Origin of the sequence: Thauera aminoaromatica S2 (genome assembly GCF_000310185.1) — a bacterium.
GTDB classification, from domain to species: Bacteria; Pseudomonadota; Gammaproteobacteria; order Burkholderiales; family Rhodocyclaceae; genus Thauera; species Thauera aminoaromatica.
Genome location: NZ_AMXD01000073.1, coordinates 1 through 20,121 on the forward strand (window position 1 = coordinate 1; position 20,121 = coordinate 20,121).

Here is a 20,121-nt window from a genome sequence, read left to right on the forward strand (position 1 = left end):
CCCCCCCCCCCTCTGACCATCGCAGCACTGCTCTCTTGAACAGCGACATTTAGAGCGACACAATAATGTCGCTCTTTGTCGCGCTTTGTCGCTCTTGTGGTCATTACAGATCCGAACGCATGATGGAGAACGGACCGATGTCGCGGATTGCCCCTACAGAAGAGCTCAAGCTCATCGAGTCCATCGTCGCGGATCACCCGAAGGGGTTGGGCATATCCGCCATTGAGGCCGAGATCGAGCGTCGTCAGGGCATGAGGCCCAACCGTCGGACGCTGCAGCGTCGCCTGCAAAAGCTCATCGACGCGCGGCGACTGACGAAGGAAGGCGAGAGCATCGCGCTCGTCTACAAATCGACAGCAGATGCCGAGCCTCGAACCGACGAAGTGAAGGCACCCGAGACGGACTTGTACGTGCCAGTCTCTCCCGAGGGGGCCGCAATCCGGGATCGGATGAGATTGCCGCTAATGCACCGCCGACCAGTAGGTTATCGGCGAGACTTCCTCGAAGCCTATCAGCCGGGCGCGACGTTCTATCTGCCCGAGTCGCTGCGAAGTCAGCTTCACGAAATGGGGCGCACCCCGGTCGGCGAGCGCCCTGCGGGCACCTACGCTCGCGAAATCCTTGGCCGCTTGCTGGTGGATCTGTCCTGGGCCTCATCCAGACTGGAAGGCAACACATATACCCGCCTGGATACTCAGAACCTGATCGAATACGGTCAGGTCGCTCAAGGCAAGGATGCCATTGAGACGCAAATGATCCTCAACCACAAGGCGGCCATCGAGATGCTGATCGAGAACGCCGACGAGATAGGCTTCGATCCCTTCACGTTCAAGAACCTCCACTCCGTGCTCTCTCAGGATCTGATGCGCAACCCGGACGCCTGCGGCAGGCTGCGACGACGGCCCGTTGATATTTCCGGCACCGTATTTCATCCCCTGGCCATGCCGCAGGTAGTCGAAGACTGCTTTGCCCTCCTGCTGGGCAAGACCGCTGCGATCCCGGACCCCTTCGAGCAGGCGTTCTTCGTCATGGTGCAGCTACCCTACCTGCAGCCATTCGAAGATGTGAACAAACGGGTGTCGCGAATCGGCGCAAACATCTCGCTGATCAAGCACAACCTGTGTCCCCTGTCGTTCATCGACGTCCCCGAACGCGCCTACGTCGAAGGAACGCTGGGCGTCTACGAACTCAACCAGATCGAGCTTCTGCGGGACGTGTTCGTCTGGGCCTATGAGCGCTCGTGCCAGCGCTACCTGGCCATCAGCCAGACCATGGTCGAACCCGATCCGCTGAAGATCAAGTATCGCGAGGTCTTGATCCAAGCGGTACAAGCCGTCGTCAAAGGCCTGCAGCCGCCCAATCAAGCGGTGATTGCCCGACTGGCCGCAGAAAACGCACCAGAATCCGACCGAGCGGCCTTCGCAGAACTGCTCACTGCGGCCCTCATGCAGTTACATGAAGGCAGCGTCGCCCGCTATCGCCTGCGCCGTTCGGAGTACCTCGCTTGGCAACGTCTTCGTGGAGACGCTTGACGGGCGGCTCAATGGCACGGCCAAGGTACAGTTGCCGCACACCTTTCGCTGTCGCGCGAAGCCCTAGACCATCCGGATGCCTACACCATGGATATTCCTCGGACCGTCAGGTTACGCCTGAATCAGATCGATCTCCCACCGCCCGCTCGACCGTGGTGCGTCGGTTTGCGGCACCTGCCTCAGAGCATCCCGACCGTGCGGGAGGAGGCCTTATCCCTCCTGCCGCTGCTTCAACCCCTAGTCGTCCGCGAGGAACCCGGTGGTGCGACCTCAAACGCACGCCGCTACATATTGCTGGCCGGCCGACGAACCTTGCAACTCCTCCTGGAAAAATACTCCCGTGACCACCGCACGTGGGCGCTCTGCGTTGCCAACGATGCACCTTTGCCCAACAAAGATGAACTGGAGCTGCTGGACACACTGCTGATCAAGCTGATCTGCAGACCTGATCCCGACGATCTCGCGCTCATCGCCACGGCGCTGAAGAGCGATCAGGTCTTGCGCTCCGAGGCTGGCCGCTATGTGGATGTCACGAGTGATGCTGCGATTGGCCGGCTTGTCGGAATGTCGCGCACCGCGATGCACCGACACACCACGCGAAACCGCTCAAAAATTGATGAGACGGACAAGGCGGCAAAAAGCGTCACGCTTGATCTTCTTCAGGAAGCAGAGCCGCCACCAGTCGAACATGGCACCAGCGATTGAGGCAACGTTCCATGAATAGCCGCGAGGAGATCCTCCACCTGCTCGCTCCGCTCACGAGCATCCTAAGGATGCCGGACGACCTGATCGGAATTCTGGCTGTAGCCAGGAGACTCGTTCCAGTCTTGCGGTCCCTCGTTCGCGTTACTGACGAAAAGCAACAACCGCTCATCAGTGCGTGCCTGGCGGGACTGGAGCAGGTCATTGACGGTGCTTCCTGCGTTGCTCAGTTTTTCCCGGAAGCCTTAGGAGGCGGTCGAAGAATCCTGAAGGGGTACTACGCCTCACATCCCCATTACTGCGTTTTCTGGCACGTTTGTGCAGACCCTGAGCTTGAGCAACAGTACGGTACGCTGCTGGTATCAATGTTCCCCGTCCAGATGAGGCTGGAGCGGGACCGCACACTCATCAACACCGTGGCCGATCCCGCGTACATGGTCGGCCTCAGTCTTCGTCAGCTCACTGATCGACCAGACGAATCGTTGCGGCCATTTCTGCTCGAACTCCCCCTCGAACCGATGCATCCGCAAGCGCTCCTCGAGCACTTCGAGAACCACATGTCACGACTGGGTCTTAGACCCTTGGTGACCGGCACACTCAGGAATCTTGGATACCTGCATCGGGCATTGCAGTGGTTCGAGACCGGCGTTTGGGAGGTCCAGCATCACCTGCAGACCGGCAGGGCGGATACGCACAAAGCGGGGCGGCACGGCGCCATTGACGGGACTCAGCCCTCTCGTTCTATTTCCCGAACGCTCGAAGGGGATGATGGTTTGCCTGACATTGGCGTGACCCAGTTCGTTGAGGATGACGGCTCGACCCATCGGCACGACCGGGATCTGGACTTTTCGCCTCCAGGCGACGGACCCAAACGCGGAACGTTGATCGCCGTTGCGCCACGGTCCGCATCTGCGGCCAACAGAGGCGATCGTCGAGCTTTGGCACGCAATGTTGCACGATACACGGCTCAGGCGATCACGCTGGCTAACCAGCAGCTCCCCGTTACGCACGCCACCCTGTCAGGGTACGAAATGGAACTGCTAGTGGACCTGATCGATAACCTGACCACTGACGACTGGGGAGAAATCTCCGCGTCCGACAGGCCACTCGTAGCCGCTTGGGCGGCATGCCGGCTGTTCCTGTCAAGAGCGCCGGAAGCGATCAAAACGCTGCAAATCAGGAAAGTACGCACGGCGCCCCATAACCGCGCCCGCGTTCCGCCAACCATCTTGTGGACACCCACAACAGGGCGCATCTGGCTCCCTGTCGCATCCCCAAAGCATGTCACGCCACGCATTGAGGGCGAGCCGGCAATTCGCACCCTCGCCGCAGCCAAAGGGTTCGAGCTGGAGGTGCCGCCCGCGCTCACCACTGCACTGAGTCGCGTTGAGCACGCTCAGGAACCACTATTTCAACGCTCCTACGAACCTGAATTCGCGCAGCTGCTCACAGCCCTCAACCAAACCCGCGGCACGGCACTACACCCGGACCGCGTCGGGCGCCTGCTCGCCAAATTCATGGCGCAGCTTGGCGGGAACGACCGCGTGTACGAATTCTACTTCAGAGGCATACCCCCCAATCAGCACAACCCTTGTGTGTACTCGGCCGTCCCAGTGAGCCGTCTGCAGACGCTCTACGCCGGCGCTTGTGCGCGCCTATACCAGCTAGCCGGGCTGCCTTATCCTGCCGCAACCGCAACAGCACCAACAAGTGCTCCCGAATATGGCGCAACACACGTTGGCTCGCTACACGTGCCAACGCGGGCGAGCGTACGGACTACAGTCCTCACCGTCCTCAACGCAGTAGCAAAGCTAGCATCAGAAGCCGGTGTGAAATATGTCGAAAGGCACAACGCATATACGGCCTACGTCGCGTTTTTCCTGCTCGCGACAACCGGACTGCGTGGCGTATCGAGTCTGCTACCCGCGCACTTTGACATCGACCGTGCGACGGGCCTCTGCTTCGTGAGCGACAAGGATAACGAGAGCTACGAACAGTCACGAATCGTATGGCTCCATCCGATGCTCCTCGATCAGCTGAGGGCATACAGCCAGCACGTGACGCGCCTGCGACAGTATCTGGCCCTTGCCAATCCGGAAGGCATCGATCACCTCGACGCCCGCGATCGCCTGATCTCCCTTTCCTCGCACACGGCACCGAACCGTAACCGGGATCTCGAACTCTTGCGTGCCGCCACCCCTTCCCTGTTCCTCCTGACTAAGCATGGTAGCCAGCTAACGCCGACCTTTCCGCTGGAGCTTCAACATCTGCTCGGCAGCACATGGCAACTGCGCATCGGAGCACTGCGTCATTTTTTTCGGACAGAACTGCTGCACCTTGGTGTTCCAGGGCCGGTAATCAACGCTACGCTAGGCCATGGCGAGCGCGGCGAGGGACCTTGGGACCGATTCAGTTCGCTCCCTCCCCTGCAGTGGCAACGTCTGGCCGCCGCGGCAATCACCAAGATCTGTGACGCCTCAGGCTTTCGGGTCCTTCAAAGTCCACTTCTGAGCATCCCATCCGCGCGTCCCGCACGCCCGGCGTTCCGGAAGAAACGACTATGGCTTACAAGGAGAACGGCAGCGCCGCGATGACCGACACGTCATTGGTGCGAGCTCGCGGCGTTAGAGGACGCTGTGGAGCGAGCCCGACTCTGAGCATGGTCCGGGAATCGTCGGCGACAGTGGTGAGCACAGCGATGTGCATCCCGTTTGAGAGATCGAGTCGAAATCGACGCTTCCCTTGGCGCTGCCGTTCTTGGACGAGGATGGAGCAGATGATGGCGATGCGCAAGCGGACAGACACGGTGTTCCCGAACGCGGCGGGGATCGATGTGGGTGCTTCGAGCCACTGGGTGGCGGTGCCGCCCGACGCGGCAGAGGAGTCGGTGCGCGAGTTCGGCGTCATGACGGACGATCTGCGCGCCTTGGCCGACTGGTTGCTGGCGTGCAAGGTGGAGATCGTCGCCTTGGAGTCGACCGGCGTGTACTGGATCCCGCTGTTCGAGATCCTGGAGCAGCGCGGACTGCAGGTCTGGCTGGTCGATGCGCGACAGATGAAGTACGTGCCCGGCCGCAAGAGTGATGTGCAGGATTGTCAGTGGCTGCAGCGTTTGATGAGCTACGGGCTGCTGCGCGCAGCATGGCGACCTGCCGGAGAGGTCTGTGAGCTACGGGCGATTGCCCGGCTGCGCGAGACCTTGCTCGCCGAGCAGGCCAGTTGGGTGCAGCGCATGCAAAAAGCCTTGGTGCAGATGAATATTCAACTCACCGAGGTGCTCACCGACGTGATGGGGATGAGCGGTCAGGCGATCATCCGTGACATCGTCGCCGGCGAGCGCAACCCTGAAGTGCTGGCGCGTCACCGTCACCGGCGGGTCAAGGCCAGCACCGAGGAGGTCATCCGTGCGCTGACCGGGAACTGGCGCCAGGAGCATCTGTTCGTGCTGGGTCAGGCACTGTCGATGTACGACGACATCGCCCGTCACCTGCGCGAATGCGACGCCCAGATGCAGGTGCTGCTCGGGCAGCGGGCGCAGTGCGCGATCAACGTTGGCGCGGTGCCTCGAGCCGGCAGCAAGGCGCGCGCTGCCTTCGATGTCCGGCAGATGCTCGCCAATTGGGCAGGGGTCGATCTGACGCGGATCAACGGGCTCGAGGTGAGCTCGGTGATGAAGATCCTGACCGAGATCGGACCCGACCTCTCCCGCTTTGCCAACGTGAAGCACTTCTGCTCGTGGCTGGGGCTGTGCCCAGGGACCAAGGTCAGCGGTGGCAAGGTGCTCTCGGCCGGTACCAAGCGTTCGGCCAACCGCGTGCGCCAGGCCCTGAAGATGGCCGCGATGACGCTATCGCACAGCAACTCCGCCCTCGGAGCGTTCTATCGGCGCCTTTGCAGCCGGATGGACAAACCCAAGGCGAACACCGCAACGGCGCATAAGCTCGCGCGCATGGTGTATTTCATGCTCACCCGCGGCGAGGCCTTCGTCGACCAGGGGCAGCAGCGATACGAAGAACTGCAACGCGAGCGCAGCATCGCTGCACTCAAACGCCGAGCCACCGCGCTCGGGTTCCAGATCAACCCCATCGGGGCAGCCGCATGAAAACCGCCCCGGCTAGTTTTGTTTCTTGAGAGAAGTCTCAGCACTTCATGACTCAATGGGTCGAAGCACCGAGCACGGGATGGCCCGATTGGGCAGTTGCCTCCACACCGAGGGACTTGAAGAAACGCAAATCCCTATTTGGTCATTTTGCCAGCTGGATGGCCAGGAATGTACCGCACCTTTGGAGCGGGCAACCGGATCCCGGTTATACCCCGGAATTTCTTGAGACCCAGCTAACCAACCTTCTCGCCACCGAATCCGAGCTGGCAGCCCACCGGATTCTTGCGAACTGGTGGGACATGCTGCTTGGAGAAGGCCACCGTCTGAAACGCTGGAATGTTCGTCCGGGGTCGCAAAGAGTCAAGCTGCCCCCAGAGCGACCGAGCTTCGTCCGGCGGGACTTTCAGCTCCTCACGCAGCTTCGCCCGATCGAAGCGGCATTTCTCGATCGGCTCGGCAGCTCTCTTGATTCAAGACAACGCTACCACGCGTTCATGCTTTCGGCCGTACTGAACGGTGGGATTCTCTCCACCGAGCGACTGAGCGCACTTCTTGGCCTAAGCGCCGATGCGGTGCAAATGATCGACGGTGTCCTGTGGGCAACGCTCAACCTACCGGTTTCCGGATCACCGAACGGCCGGCCGCTTAGGTGGTATCCCGACGCGCTCACAGCGACTTTGCTGACCAAGGTTCTTGAGAACGGGCCGCTTGTCACTGACCGCCACAATAGAGCCACCGATGATCGGCATATAGAAGCCACTCGAACCGGGCTCTGACGGACGTCTTTGGGGGGTCAAGAATCGATGTTTTTCGGGGTGCTGGCAAGGGCGCTTTTCACCCGATTCGGCCCCTGTCGCGGCGCACGGTACGAGGCCCCGTCGAGGGTGAGGCAGTAGGCGTTGTGGCGCAGGCGGTCGACGGTGGCCGAGGCGAGCAGCCGGTTGCCGGGGAAGGCCTGGTCCCACTCGGTGAAGTCGAGGTTGCTGGTGACGATGGTGGCGGTGCGCTCGTAGCGCTCGGCAATGAGGTCGTGCAGATCCTCATCGGCGGGGGCGCGAAGGGGTTTGAGACCGAAGTCGTCGATGATCAGCACCGGCACGCGCGCCAGTTGCTGGAGCTTTCGCTCATAGGTGCCGACCGCGCGCGCTGCGTTCAGGCTGGCGAGCAGTTGCGCGCAGGAGGCGAAGATGACGTCGTGCCCCTGACGCACGGCGCAGTGCCCGAGCGCCTGCGCCAGATGGCTCTTGCCGGTGCCGCAAGGGCCGACGATCAGCACCGGGGCGCGCTCGTCGATGTAGCGCCCGGTGGCGAGGTCATGGACCAGGGCGCGGTTGGTCGAGGGCAGGCGGTCGAACTCGAAGCCTTCGAGCGTCTTGGTGGCGCGGAAGGCCGCACGGCGCAGCCGGGTGCCGAACTTCTTCTGCTCGCGCCGGGCGACCTCGTCCTGGATCAGCAGGGCGAGGAATTCCGTGTAGGCGAGCTTGGCATCGATGGCCTGGCGGTTGCGGGCGTCGAGCGAGTCGAGGATGCCGGAGAGGCGCAACTGCTTGAGCTGCGGCGCCAGTTCGGTGGCGGGGTTCATGGTGAAGCTCCTTGGATGAAGTGGGCGCGCGCTGCGCCCGGGTCAGTGAAACGTGGGGCCGTCGTCTTCGAACAGCGACGCGGTGGCGCGCGCGAAGCGGGCGCGGCCGGCATAGGGCTCGGGGGTGATCGTGCTCACCGGGGCGAGGTCGTGACCGCCGGCGAGGATGGTCTTGACGGTGCGGTAGTGCGGGCTGTCGTGGGCGATGGCCCGCTCACAGGCGGCCTCGAGACGCGCGGCGCCGTACTGGCCCTTGAGCGCGAGCACGCCTTGAGCAGCACGCAGGCGCTCACTGACGCGATCTGAGAGCAGTTGCCCGATCAGCTGCGCGCAGGCGTCTCCGATCTCGCGGGCCTGCTGCAGACACCAGTTGCGGTCGTGCGCGAAGAAGCGCTGGGCAGCCGGCGGCAGATGATCCGAGACGGTGCGACGCTCACCGGGGCGCCGTGCGCGGGCATGCGTGGCGACGGGCTTGAAGTCGTGATAGACGGTGACCACGGCGTCGGTCGCCCGCAGCCACAGCGCCTTGCCCACCAGCGCAAAGGGCACCGAGTACAGCGCACGCTCGAAGCTGACGTGGCAGTCGCGATGCACCGTCACCGCGTGCCAGGTGCCCAGGTCCGGCGGCACCTCAGGCAGCGGCAGCAAGGTGCTGCGCTCGACCGCGAAGGTGTCGAGCGGGCGCACGCGGGTGGTGCCGTGGATGCGCAGCCCGGCTTCCCTCAGCACCCACTCGCGCACTTGCGCGTTCAGATCGGCCAGATCGCGGAAGCTGCGCGTGGGCAGGAAGTTGCCCTTCACATATTTGACGCCGGCTTCGACGATGCCCTTCTTCTGCGGGTCGTGCGGCGGACAGGCGTCGATCCGGAAGCCGTAGCCCTCGGCGCACTCGGCGTAGGCGCGCTGCACCTGCGGATCGTGCATGCACGCGCGGGTGATCGCGCACTTGGCGTTGTCGATGATGAGCCGCGCGGGTACGGCGCCGAACCACTCGAAGGCGCGACGGTGGCAACCGAGCCAGGTGCGCACGCTCTGGTCCCAGACGAACTCCACGTACTGGTGACGCGAGAAACACAGCGTCATCACGAACGCCCAGGTACGGCGCAACTCGCCCGTGGCGGGGGCGACCAGATGGGGACCGGCGCCGAAGTCCACCTGCGCGGCCTCGCCTGGCGCGAAGGTGAGCCGCACCGTCGTCTCGGGCGGCTGCTCGCGGCCGATCTGGGCGATCAGCCGGCGCACGCTCGAGTAGTGCCCGGTAAAACCGTGCTCACGCTTGAGCGTGGTGTGGATCACCACGCCGGAGACGCCCTGCGCGAGCCACTGCGCAACCAGCGGCCGGTACGCGGCAATCGAGGACTGGGCCGTCACCGGCAACTTCGGTTGCCCGAGCGCGGCGGCGATCTCGGCGTCCTCGGGCAAGGGGCGCTCAGGATCGAGCCAGCCCTGGGCGCGGGCCAGCTCGCGGAAGCGGGCCGCCTTGCTGCGCCCCATCAGTTTCGAGCGCGCGATCTCGCGCTCGGAATCGCCCTGGCGCATGCGCATCAGGGCCTGGCGGTACTCGTACATCTCGATGCTCCTGCGGGCCACCGCCTACCTCCTGCCGTACAAAAAGGCAGCAGGGTAGCGAGGGACCGTTCAAGGTCGAGACGTCCGTCAGAGGGAAAGTGGCTCCATTACGCCGATCCGGCGCTGGCCTCTATGTGGGCTCTATGCCGTTTCCAGTGGGAATTGACTTCTCAACAAACATGACGGTAGCGCCCGTAGTCGCGGGCGACGGCCGGCACCAGGGGGTTCTGCGGTAGATGCTTGAGCTTGGACATGCGCAGGTAGGCCATAGCAATGAAGTTCTCGATGTTGCGGAAGCCGCGAGCGGCAGTCTTGGTCTGCTGGAGCAGGCCGTTCATCGCTTCGACGTAGGCGTTGCTGCGTCCGTCGAGCATGCCGCGCACGACGCCGCCGAGGTGCTCCTTCAGGGTGAGCGCCAGCCGCTTGAAGGGCTCCAGGCGGCTGCGGCGCGCCCAGCTCAGCCATTTGCTCATGGCCCCTTGCGCGATCTCTTCGTTGTTGCTCGCGGCTGCATCGCGATAGACCAGCCGCAGTGCCTGCTTCAGGCGCCAGGCGCGCGCGCTCTTCAGATTCGAGCGTTGCAGCCAGTGCATCGCCTCGAACTGGGCATGGGTCCAGCCCACCGGGTTCTTGCGCATGCCCCACAGCAGCTGTCGCAGCGTCTTCTTGCTCTGCGCGCCGACCGCTTCGCGCACCGCTGCCGCCGAGCTGCGCATCTCTTCGCGACGCACCTCGTCCATCGCCGCGTTGGCCAGCGCCACGACATGAAAACGGTCGTAGCTGATCCGGGCATTGGGCAGCGACTGGCCGATCCCCTTGGCGTAGGCCGCGCTCATGTCGATACAGGCATGCTCGATGGCCAGCGGATCGCCACCGTGCGCACGCATGTCCTGGGCAAAGGCCTGCAACGTCGCGTGATCTCGCCCTGGTGTGGCGAACAGCAAGCGCTTGGCCTCGAGGTCATGCACCACGGTGATGTACTCGTGCCCGCGCTTGACGCTGGTCTCGTCGATCCCGACGTAGCGCACGCCCGACATGTCGTCCTTGGCACGGGCCACCTCGACGTAATGGCGCACTCGACGCCACAGGCGCTTCGGAGCGACCCGCAACTGGTTGGCTGCCTGACGCACCGGCATCTCCCGGCACAGCGACAGGCTCAGCGCCTCGAACAGCAGGGTAAAGCCGCTCCCCTCACGCGCCCACGGCACCGGCAACTGCGTGGTCTTGCCGCAGCCCTTGCACTGCACGCGCGGGATCTCGGCATGCAGCCACGCTTCGAACTGAAAGAAGTCCAGGTGACGCCAGCTGCGCCGCACGCGGTCGTGGATCAGCTGGTGCTCGACCCCACACGCCGGACACGTCGCACGACCGCCGGTGTGCTCGACCTCGAAGTCGATCCGGCGCTTGGCTGTGTTGAGCTCGACCTTGGCGACGTGCCAGGGCGGCTGCAGGCCGAGCGCGGTGGTGAAGAGGGCTTCAATCTGGGTGTTCATGCGGTGCGAGGTCAGCGTCAGTGTCGGGCGGTTGTACCACCGATCATCATGTTTGTTGAGAAGTCAATTCCCACTGGAAACGGCATAGAGCCTCTATGTGCCGATCCGCGACTGGCTCCTATATGCCGATCACGGACTGGCCTCTATGTGCCGATCACGCGGTGGCTCCATTGTGCCGATCATCAACTGGCTCCAATGTGCCGGTCGGTGACACCGCTGCTGCATCCGGAGGGCAATGTCCGCGCGGGTCGCGCAGTACTTTGGTCCCGTCTCGAGGCGACTCTCAATACACTCGAGCTCCCGCCATGGCGAGGGGAACTCAACGAGCTGTTGCGCGCAGTACGCGTCTCCACCGCCCTTTCGGCCCCCGGCTTCGTTGCGGCCTATCTTGCGGAAGACCTAGAAAGCCACTCCTTGCCTGATCCCGTCTTTCAGCGAGTATTGGGCGCAAGGCTTCCAGCCGCTGATAGTCCTTCGGCTGAGCCGAAACACGCGCCCCCTCTTGCGCCAGCCGCCATAGAACTGGATGTCGATTTCGATCCCGACTTGCCACGTAACAGCCAGATGAGTATCACCCGGCAAGTGTGCAAGACCTTGGACAACAAGCGCGGGGCAATCGATCGTCTGAAGAAGATCCTTGAGGAGCACCACGGCAGGTTGTGGCCGATTACCCACGCGCTGATCGGCTGGACGATGTGGCGATTGGACCCTGGATGTCCGTTGGGAAAGATCAAGGCATCCAGCGCGCAGACTTACTTCAGAACCTTGGCGGTACATTTGATCTACGAAGCGGAGGATCTCGACCTTCTTGATCTGGATGTCGATGACTTCGAGACCTTGTACGAGCTCGCCGCCAGACGGGTCGGCACCGAGTCCCGTCGCGCGTACTTCTGGGGTCGGTTGCGCGACTTCCACGATTACCTGTTTCTGGGAGGTGCGCCCGATATTGATCTGCGCGAGCTCGACGGGTGGGTCGCCAAGGGGAGCGTCAGGGTATCAGCGAATCTCGTCACGGAAAGGGAGTTCCAGCGCTTCAAAAAGGCCCTGGAGATGAACCGGAATCATCCTGCCGCAGAAATGGTCTTTCTTGCCGGAATGCTGGGTTACCGCGCCGGTTTGCGACGGCGTGAAGCCCAGATGCTCAGGATCCACGACGTCCATCCGGGGCCTGACCCCTTTCTACTGATTCGCCCATCGAAGCTTGCATCTCTCAAGTCGAATGCAGCCAAGCGCCGGATTCCCCTTCGCGCGCTGCTGCCGGTTGATGAGCTTACGATCTTGATGGATTTCCACGAACGAAGGAAGGCCCAGGCCGACGGCAAGGATGGCTTGCTGTTCGCGAGCCCCGACGCCCCCTGGACACCGACACCGTATTCAACGCTGATTGATCCGATAACGGCGCTCTTCGCCGCGATCACCGGGCAGGTTGGGGTGCCCTTTCGTTTCCATCATCTGCGACATTCATTTGCCAACTGGGTCCTGGTCGCAATGCTCGCTACGGACGAACCGGAACTGCTGACACGAAAACTACCGCTTCTTGACGCGCACCTGCTCAGTAACGCAAGTCAGGTGCTGTTGCGCACGCGTTTTTATCCGACGCTTGAAGGCAGCGCGCACTATCCAGAACGTCGCCATCTCTATCAAGTCGCCGCCCTGATGGGGCACTTGAGTCCGAGCACAACGTGTCAAAGCTACCTTCATCTCCTCGATTGGCTCAGTGGCAGGTATCTCGACCTTGCACTGGATCATCGCTTGCGCCACCTCGGTGGACCGGACCTTGGGCGCATCTGTGGGTTATCCAGTTCAATGCCCTACAAGCGGGAGTATCGTGATTTCGCCCATAGCGCAGTTGCCTTTCTGCGTCACCATGTGGCGATGCGTGCCAAAGCTCAGGCACCAATCATTGAGCATGCCCCCGCAGCACGAACACTTCCCACTCTCAGTGATCTGATCAAGCCGACCCTGCCAACACCATCCTTACTGATAACGCTGCTTCGAAGACACTTCTCGGGCACATCGATCCAGAAGCTGGAGAGCATTTTCGCGATTCCAGCCAGTGCAATCACTGCTGCTACCGAAGCATACCTTCGCATGTACGCCAAGCAATCAGTGCAGCACCCAAAGGGAACCATCCCCGTGCCGCGTCCACCTCGCTCCATGGAACAACAGTGCGAGTATTTCAGAATTGTCGAGCGGGCATACGCCTCAGCCCGCAATGCGGAGAATCGTCTTGCCATGAGTGCACTTGCAGAAGCCTTGATTCAGCGTACGGGTCCCAAGACGGGGAAGATTGGCTCTATGCCGTTTCCAGTGGGAATTGACTTCTCAACAAACATGATGATCGGTGGTACAACCGCCCGACACTGACGCTGACCTCGCACCGCATGAACACCCAGATTGAAGCCCTCTTCACCACCGCGCTCGGCCTGCAGCCGCCCTGGCACGTCGCCAAGGTCGAGCTCAACACAGCCAAGCGCCGGATCGACTTCGAGGTCGAGCACACCGGCGGTCGTGCGACGTGTCCGGCGTGTGGGGTCGAGCACCAGCTGATCCACGACCGCGTGCGGCGCAGCTGGCGTCACCTGGACTTCTTTCAGTTCGAAGCGTGGCTGCATGCCGAGATCCCGCGCGTGCAGTGCAAGGGCTGCGGCAAGACCACGCAGTTGCCGGTGCCGTGGGCGCGTGAGGGGAGCGGCTTTACCCTGCTGTTCGAGGCGCTGAGCCTGTCGCTGTGCCGGGAGATGCCGGTGCGTCAGGCAGCCAACCAGTTGCGGGTCGCTCCGAAGCGCCTGTGGCGTCGAGTGCGCCATTACGTCGAGGTGGCCCGTGCCAAGGACGACATGTCGGGCGTGCGCTACGTCGGGATCGACGAGACCAGCGTCAAGCGCGGGCACGAGTACATCACCGTGGTGCATGACCTCGAGGCCAAGCGCTTGCTGTTCGCCACACCAGGGCGAGATCACGCGACGTTGCAGGCCTTTGCCCAGGACATGCGTGCGCACGGTGGCGATCCGCTGGCCATCGAGCATGCCTGTATCGACATGAGCGCGGCCTACGCCAAGGGGATCGGCCAGTCGCTGCCCAATGCCCGGATCAGCTACGACCGTTTTCATGTCGTGGCGCTGGCCAACGCGGCGATGGACGAGGTGCGTCGCGAAGAGATGCGCAGCTCGGCGGCAGCGGTGCGCGAAGCGGTCGGCGCGCAGAGCAAGAAGACGCTGCGACAGCTGCTGTGGGGCATGCGCAAGAACCCGGTGGGCTGGACCCATGCCCAGTTCGAGGCGATGCACTGGCTGCAACGCTCGAATCTGAAGAGCGCGCGCGCCTGGCGCCTGAAGCAGGCACTGCGGCTGGTCTATCGCGATGCAGCCGCGAGCAACAACGAAGAGATCGCGCAAGGGGCCATGAGCAAATGGCTGAGCTGGGCGCGCCGCAGCCGCCTGGAGCCCTTCAAGCGGCTGGCGCTCACCCTGAAGGAGCACCTCGGCGGCGTCGTGCGCGGCATGCTCGACGGACGCAGCAACGCCTACGTCGAAGCGATGAACGGCCTGCTCCAGCAGACCAAGACTGCCGCTCGCGGCTTCCGCAACATCGAGAACTTCATTGCTATGGCCTACCTGCGCATGTCCAAGCTCAAGCATCTACCGCAGAACCCCCTGGTGCCGGCCGTCGCCCGCGACTACGGGCGCTACCGTCATGTTTGTTGAGAAGTCAATTCCCACTGGAAACGGCATAGAGCCGGAAGATTTACTTCGGGACGGAGGGCCGCGACTTCAAGATGATCCTCAAAGGTCTTATCCTCCTGGGAGTCGACGCGGCCGAAATGACGCTTATCGTACGCCGCCCGGCAGCCATCAGAGAGGACCCTGATTTCGTCACCAATGCCGTCGATCACGCAAAGAGCGAGGGTATTGCAATCGAAGGGCAACCACTCGAATGGGAGAAGCGAGAGGTGAAAGGGGTTCTCTTACGGTTGGATGTGCGAGCCACCCAGCCCGTTGTTGCTCTAAAGGGGCAGCACTTGGAAGGGCGTATTCGAGGGCTGAATCATGCCGCAGCGTGGATACGCTTTATTGATCATTTGCCCTCTGTCCGTACGATTTGCGGGTAGTCTGGATGACTGCCGCCGTCCAATAGGCCCACAGGCCGCCGTCCGGGCGCCTCGAATAACCCGAGCTTTTCAGTGAATCCCGCCGCGCAATGATGACGGCAACCGAGTTCGGGCCAATTTCTCTGGCAACCCACCGTGTTTCTCGGCGGAGTTGCCCAGTTTTTGCCTCGAATCGCCCCGGGCGGCGGCGATTCGGCCCATTTCGGGCGTCAGAAGGCCTCGATTCCGGCCTTCCGGAAGTAGACCAGCCGCTTCAGGTTGTAGCAGGTCGCCATCATCGTCATCGCAAAGCGCGCCCGCGCCTGGCCGATGGTGCGCAGCAACTTGCCACCCATCTGCTCGAGGACGCCGAACACGTGCTCGACCCGGGCGCGCGTTTTGGCGATGCGCTGGTTACGCCGCTGCTGGCACTCGGACAGCGGCTTGTTACGTTTGCCCTTCCTCTGGATCTGATTCCGGAAGCCCTTCTCTTTGAGCCAGGCTTCACGCGCCTCGGACGGGTAGCCCCGGTCGGCATAGACGTCCCGACTCGTGTTGCCTGCATCGAAGACGCTGCCAAAGTGCTGGCTGTCGTGCGTACTTGCCGTGTCGGTCTCGATCCGGCGAATGATCTTGTATTTCTTGTCGACGTTGATCGAGAGCTTGTAGCCGAAGTGGCTCTTGCCGTGCTTCTTGGTCCAGGTGGCGTCGATGTCCTTCTGCCGCCGCTTCGCAGGCTTCCAGTCGGCGGGCATCGCACCTTGCTCGATCAGTTCCTTCTCGCCTCGGCTGTTGTGCTGCTTGGGGGCGGGGACCAAGGTGGCGTCGATGATTTGACCGCCGCGCGCGATGAAACCCTTCCTGAGCAGCTGCGCCGAGACGCCGTCAAAGAGCGCCTTGGCACCGGCTTCACCGATCCGGTTCTCGAAGGTCCATACCGTGGTGCGGTCCGGGACATTGGTCGCGTTCGCCAGTCCGCAGAAGCGCTTGTAGCTCATGCGGTCGAGCAGTTGGTACTCCATCTGCTCGTCGGACAGGTTGTACAGACGCTTGAGCACCAGGATCCGCACCATGGTCTCGGTCGGGTACGGCGGACGCCCGCCCTGCGCGCTCACCGGGCGCGGCGCAACCTCATCCACCTCGGCCGCCAACGACGCAAAGTCGATGTGCGACTCGATGTCGGCCAGCGGGTCGCCCAGCGAGTCGATCTTCTTGCGGTAGTGTTCGTCAGCGAACAGGTCAGTCTTGATGGCGGTGCGTGGTTTCATCGGTGCAGGCTGCGGGGTTCAGGACGTCGTAATTTTACCAAGGGCGGGCGAGGCGGAGGTTTTTCGAGGCGCCCATGAGAAACACTGCACCCTTCTGTCCAACGGCGAGCTGCGAGCGCCTGCTCATAAGCTCTCACCAAAGGGGGCGAGCAGGCGTCGAGCGCGGCTTCAAGGTGCTCAAGTCCGATATCGAGATCGCCACGGTGTATCACCGCCTTCCCGAGCGAATTCGCACGCATGCGTCGATCTGCTTCATGGCGCTGATCCTGCCCCGGGTGGTGCGTAGTCGCCTCAAAGCCGCCGATGCGGGCTACACGCCCGAGCGGGCACTCGAACAACTGCAGCGCATCCAGCATCACCGCGTGCGCCTGAACGGCGGCGAGCCAATGGAGGGCACGTCGGCGATCAGCACGGAGCATAAGGCGGCGCCTCATGCCTTAGGGATAGAAAAACCAGCGGCGCCGGAGCAGTTGACGCTGCTGTAGTAGCATTTTTGAAAGTGCGCTCTAGCAATAGCCAGCACTTGCGAGTGTAACTGTCGAACTCGGGAGATCCTCCGGCAGAGTTTGCCTTTTGCATGGGACGCCTCAGCATGCAAGAATCCAATATCATTTTTGTGACGTTGCCATGGTTACAAATGCGCCCCTACCCACACGCAGCACAACACTCACCCTCGGCCTTGAAGATCGCCCGGCGCATGTGGGCCAAGACGGATTCTGAAAGCAACTGGCACCCACTTCTGCTGCACATTCTGGACGTTGCAGCAGCGGCATCAGCCCTCCTTGGGCGCGAACCTGCAACCACTCGTAACCGGCTCGCCGACATGCTCGGTCTGCCATGGGATCTTGCTCGTCCTTGGCTGTTACTGCTTGTTGCTGCCCACGATCTCGGCAAGGCCTGCCCGGGGTTCCAGTGCAAGTGGCAGAACCTGTCAGGGCTGAATCCAGGCCGCAGTCCGAATACCAGAATCAACCACGCCTTCGTCAGCCAGATCGCGCTGGCAACGTGGCTAGTAGAGCGTGGCTGGCCCGATGAACTCGCTCGACTGGCCGCTGACGCGGTGGGCTGTCACCACGGTAGCCGGGCTTCGCCAAAGACACTTGAAGCACTCGAGGGGGATCGCAGTGCCATCGGGCGGGACGAGTGGGCAGCAGCCCGCCATGCCTTTCTCGATACGCTGTTCGATGTCTTACAACCAACAATCCTTCCCGAGAAGGCTGAACTTTCCGGACCGGAGTTCATGCTGCTGGCCGGTCTCACCAGCTTTGCCGACTGGATCGGCTCGAACACCGAATGGTTCAAGTTCGGTACCGAGGCGGACACTGATAAGCCCGCGCGTTGGTTCGAAACACGCCGATCCTGCGCGGAACAGGCTCTGGACGCGCTGGGCTGGCAGCGCCGTACCCCGCTGCTGAAGAGCCCGTGCGGCTTTGACGAGGTGTTTGGCTTTCCCCCGCGCCCCTTGCAGGAGGCCGTGTCCACCGTTCTGGCAGACCTGAACGCGCCGGCCATACTGCTGATCGAAGCACCCATGGGTGAAGGCAAGACCGAAGCTGCCTGGTTTGCCCATCTGGAACTACAACGCCGTTTCGAGCACCGAGGCCTGTACATCGCCCTGCCCACCCAGGCCACCGGCAATGCCATGTTTGCGCGCACCCTGGCCTTCCTGCGTGCTCGGGATGCCGGCCGCGTGCTGGATCTGCAACTGCTGCATGGTGGCACGCTGCTCAACGACCATTTCCAGCAGCTCCGCCTATCCTCCGTTCATGACGATGACGCCGCCGATCCCCACGCCGCCCAGGTAAAGGCCGCCGAGTGGTTCACCCATAGGAAGCGGGCGCTACTTTCCGAATACGGCGTGGGTACGGTGGACCAGGCCTTACTGCCGGTGCTGCCGGTTCGTCATCACTTTGTCCGCCTGTGGGGGCTCGCCAACCGGGTGGTGGTGTTCGATGAGATCCACGCCTATGACGCCTACACAGGCACCCTGCTGATCCATCTGGTGCGCTGGCTGCATGCACTGGGCTCGTCGGTGCTGCTGCTCTCGGCCACCCTGCCACCAGCCATCCGGCGCGAGCTGGCCCGGGTAGTGGGGAGCGATCTGCCCGCCACGGAAGCCGATTACCCTCGGCTCAGTGTTTTTGCTACGGGTAGCGTCCGGCAAACCCATTTCGAGGCGGATCCCACACGGCGCGTGACCATGGATATCCAGCCCATCGGTTCGGCGCTGGAGGACATGCAGACCGAACTGGAGCGACGGCTGAGCGAAGGCGGCATGGGCCTCGCGCTGGTCAACACGGTGCAGCGGGCACAGGCGCTCTACAGCCTGTTTCCCGAAGGCCGCCCCCTGCTATGGGAGAGCGAGCAGGTCGGCAAGCTGCTGGACGATGGCACCGAGATCTACCTTTTCCACGCACGCTTCCCGGCCAGCCAGCGGCAGTTGCGCGAACGTCGAGTGCTCGACATCTTCGGCAAGACGGGCGGTGAGAACGGCGAACTGCGCAGCGGGCGCAAGATCCTGATCGCCACCCAGGTGGCTGAGCAGAGCCTCGATCTGGATTTTGATCTAATGGCAACCGACCTAGCCCCCATCGACCTGCTGTTGCAGCGGGCTGGCCGGCTGTGGCGGCACCCTCGGCCCCGTCGTCCCGTCGCGGCCCCGGTGCTGCTGATTGCCGGGCTGGCCGGGGATGCACCGGACGACTTCGGTCGCCCCCTGTGGTGGGGTGCGGTCTATGCGGAATCCGTCCTGCTGCGCACCTGGTGTCTGCTGCGCCAGCCGGCACGCCGGCAGATCATCCTGCCCGATCATATCGACACGCTGGTACAGGCCGTCTACGAGGAAAACGTCCCCATCCCGGATGGATTGCAAGCGCGGCTGGACAAGGCACTGATGGAGTCCGATGGCGACGGCATCGCCAAGACCCAGCAGGCAAATGGCGCCATCATCGGCCTGCCCGACGATGCGTCCTGGGACGACCCGGCGCGTTTCGTCCTATATGACGAAGACGATCCCTGCGTGCATCGCACCCTGGCTGCCCAAACCCGTCTGGGGGACGAGTCCCTGACCGTGATTCCCCTGGGGCCTGCCGACGTTTTTGACGTCGGGACCGCACCCTGCTTCGAGCAAGCCACGGCGTGGTCCCGGCGCACCCTGCGCGTCGGGCGCAAGGGTGTAGTGAAGCAGCTCAAGGCGCTGGGCATCCCTGAGCCCTGGCAGCAGTCCCCGCTGCTGCGCAACCACTTTCCCCTGTGTCTGGACGAAGAAGGTCGCTGGCTGGGCGACCTGTCCGTTCGTCTCGATTCCGCGCTGGGGCTGACCTATGGCAACGAAAACTGAAACCGGAGGCGCAATGGCCAACAGCATGGATGAGGCCGCACAGGCGGCGACGCCACGTTTCAACCTGGTTGATGAGCCCTGGATACCGGTGCGCTGGCTGGACGGCCGCCACGGCGAGTTGGGTATCCGCGACACCCTTCTGCAAGCGGAGCGCATCGCCGAGATCCAGGACGCGTCACCGCTGGTGGTCGCGGCCTTGCACCGCTTCCTGCTGGCGGTGCTGTATCGGGCCTTGGAGGGGCCGGCGGATGGACAGCAGGCCAAGACCTGGTTCAAGCAGGGCTGGGCTGGCGGGAAGATCGAGGCGTATCTGGAGAAGTGGCGCGAGCGCTTCTGGCTGTTCGATCCGCGTTATCCCTTTGCTGCCCAGCGTCAATTACCTTGGCCGGTCGACGTCAATTATCCTGGCCGGTGGAAGCGAGGCATGAGGGGTTCAGCCTTTC

General features: G+C 62.8%; 14 protein-coding genes and 1 pseudogene. 11 read left to right on the forward strand and 4 right to left on the reverse strand.

Annotated elements, in window-relative coordinates:
* The first annotated feature begins 137 nt into the window (after window positions 1-137).
* The 5 genes from C665_RS11965 (at window position 138) to C665_RS20705 (ending at window position 7,112) form a co-directional block, all read left to right on the forward strand.
* The gene (locus C665_RS11965) at window positions 138-1,532 is read left to right on the forward strand and encodes a Fic family protein (protein ID WP_004311063.1); all 1,395 of its coding nucleotides are present in this window, start codon (window positions 138-140) and stop codon (window positions 1,530-1,532) included.
* 87 nt (window positions 1,533-1,619) lie between these two features.
* Window positions 1,620-2,237, forward strand: coding sequence for a hypothetical protein (locus C665_RS20695; protein WP_157277044.1), 618 nt, complete (start codon window positions 1,620-1,622; stop codon window positions 2,235-2,237).
* Between the two features lie 11 nt (window positions 2,238-2,248).
* Entirely contained in the window at window positions 2,249-4,828 is a 2,580-nt protein-coding gene (locus C665_RS20700; RefSeq protein ID WP_157277045.1) for a site-specific integrase, read from the forward strand.
* Between the two features lie 185 nt (window positions 4,829-5,013).
* Window positions 5,014-6,336, forward strand: coding sequence for an IS110 family RNA-guided transposase (locus C665_RS11985; protein ID WP_040828183.1), 1,323 nt, complete (start codon window positions 5,014-5,016; stop codon window positions 6,334-6,336).
* 116 nt (window positions 6,337-6,452) lie between these two features.
* Window positions 6,453-7,112: a hypothetical protein gene (locus C665_RS20705; protein ID WP_157277046.1), complete on the forward strand. Its 660-nt coding sequence runs from the start codon at window positions 6,453-6,455 to the stop codon at window positions 7,110-7,112.
* A 17-nt stretch (window positions 7,113-7,129) separates the two neighbouring features.
* On the opposite strand, the gene istB is transcribed toward C665_RS20705, so the two are convergent.
* From istB to C665_RS12000, 3 genes are all read right to left on the reverse strand, one after another.
* Window positions 7,130-7,918 (reverse strand): IS21-like element helper ATPase IstB, encoded by a 789-nt coding sequence (gene istB / locus C665_RS11990; protein ID WP_004311065.1) that lies wholly within the window; start codon window positions 7,916-7,918, stop codon window positions 7,130-7,132.
* A 42-nt stretch (window positions 7,919-7,960) separates the two neighbouring features.
* Entirely contained in the window at window positions 7,961-9,487 is a 1,527-nt protein-coding gene (gene istA / locus C665_RS11995) for an IS21 family transposase (protein WP_004311066.1), read from the reverse strand.
* Between the two features lie 170 nt (window positions 9,488-9,657).
* The gene (locus tag C665_RS12000; protein WP_004300719.1) at window positions 9,658-10,980 is read right to left on the reverse strand and encodes an ISL3 family transposase; all 1,323 of its coding nucleotides are present in this window, start codon (window positions 10,978-10,980) and stop codon (window positions 9,658-9,660) included.
* Window positions 10,981-11,187: 207 nt separating this feature from the next.
* Here C665_RS12000 and C665_RS12005 point away from each other — a divergent pair, with 207 nt between their 5' ends.
* From C665_RS12005 to C665_RS20710, 3 genes are all read left to right on the forward strand, one after another.
* Window positions 11,188-13,347, forward strand: coding sequence for a tyrosine-type recombinase/integrase (locus tag C665_RS12005; protein WP_157277047.1), 2,160 nt, complete (start codon window positions 11,188-11,190; stop codon window positions 13,345-13,347).
* Between the two features lie 17 nt (window positions 13,348-13,364).
* The gene (locus C665_RS12010) at window positions 13,365-14,687 is read left to right on the forward strand and encodes an ISL3 family transposase (protein WP_004300719.1); all 1,323 of its coding nucleotides are present in this window, start codon (window positions 13,365-13,367) and stop codon (window positions 14,685-14,687) included.
* Between the two features lie 71 nt (window positions 14,688-14,758).
* Entirely contained in the window at window positions 14,759-15,091 is a 333-nt protein-coding gene (locus C665_RS20710) for a hypothetical protein (protein ID WP_157277048.1), read from the forward strand.
* Between the two features lie 209 nt (window positions 15,092-15,300).
* Here C665_RS20710 and C665_RS12015 read toward each other — a convergent pair whose 3' ends face one another.
* A complete protein-coding gene (locus C665_RS12015; RefSeq protein WP_004311068.1) occupies window positions 15,301-16,338 on the reverse strand; it encodes an IS5 family transposase in 1,038 nt (345 codons plus the stop codon).
* Between the two features lie 149 nt (window positions 16,339-16,487).
* On the opposite strand from C665_RS12015, the pseudogene C665_RS12020 reads away from it, so the two are divergent.
* From C665_RS12020 to casA, 3 genes and pseudogenes are all read left to right on the forward strand, one after another.
* A pseudogene (locus tag C665_RS12020) lies at window positions 16,488-16,823 on the forward strand (IS1634 family transposase); the annotation flags it as partial.
* Window positions 16,824-16,930: 107 nt separating this feature from the next.
* Window positions 16,931-19,678, forward strand: coding sequence for a CRISPR-associated helicase Cas3' (cas3, locus tag C665_RS12025; protein ID WP_245537165.1), 2,748 nt, complete (start codon window positions 16,931-16,933; stop codon window positions 19,676-19,678).
* A gap of 13 nt (window positions 19,679-19,691) precedes the next feature.
* Window positions 19,692-20,121 (forward strand): type I-E CRISPR-associated protein Cse1/CasA (gene casA, locus C665_RS12030; RefSeq protein WP_004311071.1); only part of this gene is annotated, 430 nt, incomplete at its 3' end.